Here is a 3660-nt window from a genome sequence, read left to right as displayed (position 1 = left end):
CTGGTGCACCGGGACGCCGTCGAGACCGCCCTCGCCGCCGCGTACGCGGGCGACGATCTCGGCGGCGCGCACGCTGCCGTCGCCGCGGCCTCGGTCTACACCGTCGAGACCTGCGCCGAGGTAATCGCGGACCTGTTCAGGTACGGCGGCGGTCGCGTCCTGTCGCTGGCCAGCCCGCTGCAGCGCTACCTGCGCGACGCGCTCGCCGCCTGCCAGCACATCGGCGTCTCCGAGGAGAACTACGAACGCCTCGGCCGCCTCCGTCTGGCGCTCGCTGACCGCTGACCGCTGCCGGCTTCTTGCTGTTATCACAACCAAGACGCACCAGCCCGCCACTACACCGCATCCTCGTATCAGTTCCGGCCCTTTTCCGGGCACCTGAATCGTTTCAGAAGGGCCGGAAGTGATACGAAGATGGCCGCCACAGGTCGCGACTGGACGGATCTTGCTGTTATCGGCGTGTGGGACACGACAGCGGGATTTCTTGCTGTTATCAAGGAGCGGGGGTGGGAGCGGTAGAGGTCGGGGTCTAGGCGGGCGCGGCGGGCTGGACGGGCGCGCCGGCCGGTTCGGCGGCCGTTTCCGGGGCGCGGTAGCGGCGGAAGGCCGGGAGCGCCACGGCGAGCGCGAGCGCCGCGGCGATCGTCAGCAGGCCGCCGCTCAGCGCGCTGATCGCCGGCGAAGTCAGCGATCCGAGCACGCCCGACTCCAGCGACCCGAGCTGGCCGCCGCCAGCGCCGACCACGTAGTCCGCCGCGTTCACCCGGCCGCGGAACTCCACGGGGGTCACCGTCTGCACGATCACCTGGCGGAACACCACGGTGTACGTATCGGCCGCGCCCGCGATCGCCAGCGACAGCAGCGTCAGCCACAGCCACGGGGTGACCGCGAACACGGCGAACGACAAGCCCCAGACGCACACGGCCGCGATCATCGCCAGCCCGTACCGCGACACGTGCCGTACCGGCCCGGCCAGCACCGCGGTGAGCATGCCGCCCACGCCGATCGCGGCCGGCATCAGTCCGAGGATGCGCGGGTCGCCGCCGAACCGTTCGGCGTTGATCGCCGGGAACAGCGCGAGTGGCAGCGCGAAGAACGTCGCGCTCACGTCGGCGGCGAACGCGCCCGCGAGCACCTGGCTGCGCCGGATGAAGGACAGTCCCTCGCGGGTAAGCGCCAGCTTGCCGCGCGCCTTGTCCCTGGTTCCCGGCGCGCGCATGGCGGGGAGCCGGCCGACGCCGTAGAAGGATCCCGCGAACGTGATCGCGTCGACGAGGTAGCAGCCCTTCACCCCGACCGCGCCCGCGATCACGCCGGCCAGCGCGGGACCGGCGATCAGCGTCGTCTGGAAGACGATCCGGTTCAGCGCCATCGCCGTCGGCAGCTGTCCGGGCCTGACGAGGCTGGGGATGAACGTGGTGCGCGCGGGCGCGCTGATCGCGCCGATCGCGCTGGAGGCCGCCTCCAGCCCGTACAGCAGCCACACCCCGGCGGGGCCAGGGCCGGCCAGCGCCTGGATGAAGAGCAGCACGGAGACCGCCGTCTGGCAGGTGGTCATGGCCAGCACGAGCTTGCGGCGGTCCACGGTGTCGGCGAGCGACCCGCCAGGCAGCGCGATGATCAGCATCGGGACCAGCGTCGCCACGCCGAGCCCGCCCACCGCCGCCGTCGAGTGGGTCATGTCGTACACCTGCAGGGTGAGCGCGAAGTTCGTCATCGCGCTGCCGGCCTGCGACAGCATGGAGCCGAGCCACAGGCGGCGGAACGCCGGGTACTCCCGCAGCGGCGTGATGTCGGTGAGCAGCTTCACCCCGCCACTATAACAGTGCTTATATAAGTGCTGTCAAAGCGCTGTCATATCTGTTAGGATGAGTGCCATGCACGACCCAACCGAGGAAAGCCGCTGGCGGCCGGTGTTCCGGGTGCTGTCCGGGATAGACGACGAGATCGCCCGCGTCTACGCCGAGAACGGCATCCCCGACCTCAAGCCGACCTGGGCGATGGAGATCATCCGGCTGCACGTTCGCGGCCCGATGACGATCGCGGAGCTCGCCAGATCCGTAGAGCGCACGCACTCCGCGATGAGTCAGAAGGTGGCGGCCATGCGGGCCGCCGGGTGGCTCGAGACCTCCCCAGGCCCCGACGCGCGCAGCAAGAAGGTGTCGCTCACCCCCAAGGCCGAACGGATCGCCGCCAAGCTCGCCGCCGAATGGCGGGCCACCGAGGCGTCTATCACCGAGCTCGAGGCGGAGATTCCCTATCCGCTCACCCGCGTCGCGGACGACATCGCCGCGGCGCTCGCCCGGCAGAGCTTCCACGACCGGATCGCGGAGAAGCTCGCGCGGGATCCCGCCTGGGCGGACGGGTGACTATAGACAGATAACCGGCAGGCGGGAGACGATCGAGCGGTGCTGAGCGGGCTTGAGGGCAAAGTGGCGGTCGTGACCGGTGGTGCGGGCGGGATCGGGTCCGCGACCGCGCGGCGGCTGTCCGCGGAGGGCTGCCGGGTTGTCGTCGTCGACCTCGACGGCGAGGCGGCGCGCGCGGTCGCGGCGGAACTGCCGGGCGAAAGCGCCTCGGTACGAGCCGACGTCGCCACCGACGAGGGTGTGGCGGAGTACCTGGACGTAGCCACGCGTACGTTCGGAAAAATTGATTTTCACCACCTCAACGCGGGGATTCCCGGGCCGCCCGGCGGATTCCCCGAGCTCGACCCCGCCGACTTCGACCGGGTCATGGCGGTCAACGTGCGCGGCGTCTTCCTCGGGCTGCGCGGCGCGTTCCTGCGGTACCGCGAGCAGCGGACGGCCGGCAGCGTCGTGCTCACCGCCTCGATCGCGAGCCTGCGCGGCAGCGCCGACCTGATCGCGTACCACACGTCCAAGCACGCGGTGCTCGGGCTGCTGCGCGGCGCGGCGATGTACGGCGGGCCGCTCGGGATACGGGTGAACGCGGTCGCGCCGGGGATCGTGCCGACCGACCTGTTCTCCGCCGCGGGACGGGCGGACATGGTGCGGCGGGCCGCGACGGCGCCGCTGCGGCGGGCCGGGACGACCGACGAGATCGCGTCTGTCGTAGCGTTTCTGCTGAGCGACGAGTCGGCGTACATGACCGGCGAGGTGGTATCGGTGGACGGCGGCTCGTCGATCGTGAGCACGGTACGGCCGTCCGGCGGCGCCGGCGCGTGGGACTTCGCCGCGCTGGACGCGCGGACATACGGCGAGGAGGAGTAAGCCAGGTGGCACCGTCAGAGATTGGCTTCGTCGGGCTCGGCAACATGGGCATGGCGATGGCGCGGCGGCTTCCCGCGGCCGGGTACCAGGTCGTCGGCTACGACGCGTCGGCCGAGATCATGCGGGAAATCGCCGGGGTGGACGGGTTCACCCCCGCGCCAGGGATCACCGGGCTCGGCACCGACGTGGTCATGCTCTGCCTGCCCGACTCCGACGTGGTCGAGCACGTGCTGCTCGCCGAGGGGCTGCTCGACAGCGTGCCGGCGGGCGGCATGGTCATCGACATGAGCTCTTCTGACCCGGCGCGGACGCGGGCGCTCGCGGCGCGGGCCGACGAGGTGGACGTGACGCTGATCGACGCGCCGGTGTCCGGCGGCGTGTCCGGGGCGCGGGCCGGCACGCTCACGATCATGGTCGGCGGGCCGCC

At 71.2% G+C, this 3660-nt stretch carries 5 protein-coding genes; 4 read left to right on the top strand and 1 reads right to left on the bottom strand.

Annotated features, from left to right (window positions below; translation table 11 throughout):
- A partial coding sequence (locus tag WA805_RS28375; RefSeq protein WP_425243859.1) for a hypothetical protein occupies positions 1 to 285 on the top strand: 285 nt, incomplete at its 5' end.
- Between the two features lie 244 nt (positions 286 to 529).
- Here WA805_RS28375 and WA805_RS28370 read toward each other — a convergent pair.
- Positions 530 to 1810, bottom strand: coding sequence for an MFS transporter (locus WA805_RS28370; protein WP_425243858.1), 1281 nt, complete (start codon positions 1808 to 1810; stop codon positions 530 to 532).
- 67 nt (positions 1811 to 1877) lie between these two features.
- Between WA805_RS28370 and WA805_RS28365 the strand changes: the two genes are divergently transcribed.
- From WA805_RS28365 to WA805_RS28355, 3 genes are all read left to right on the top strand, one after another.
- On the top strand, positions 1878 to 2369 hold the full coding sequence (locus WA805_RS28365; RefSeq protein WP_422291125.1) for a MarR family winged helix-turn-helix transcriptional regulator: 492 nt from the start codon (positions 1878 to 1880) through the stop codon (positions 2367 to 2369).
- 39 nt (positions 2370 to 2408) lie between these two features.
- A complete protein-coding gene (locus WA805_RS28360) occupies positions 2409 to 3233 on the top strand; it encodes an SDR family NAD(P)-dependent oxidoreductase (RefSeq protein WP_422291124.1) in 825 nt (274 codons plus the stop codon).
- Between the two features lie 5 nt (positions 3234 to 3238).
- On the top strand, positions 3239 to 3660 hold a 422-nt coding region (locus WA805_RS28355; RefSeq protein WP_425243857.1), incomplete at its 3' end, for an NAD(P)-binding domain-containing protein.

Source organism: Trebonia sp. (assembly GCF_049794275.1).
Classification (GTDB): Bacteria; Actinomycetota; Actinomycetes; order Streptosporangiales; family Streptosporangiaceae; genus Trebonia.
This window is presented reverse-complemented; position numbering and strand designations above follow the sequence as displayed.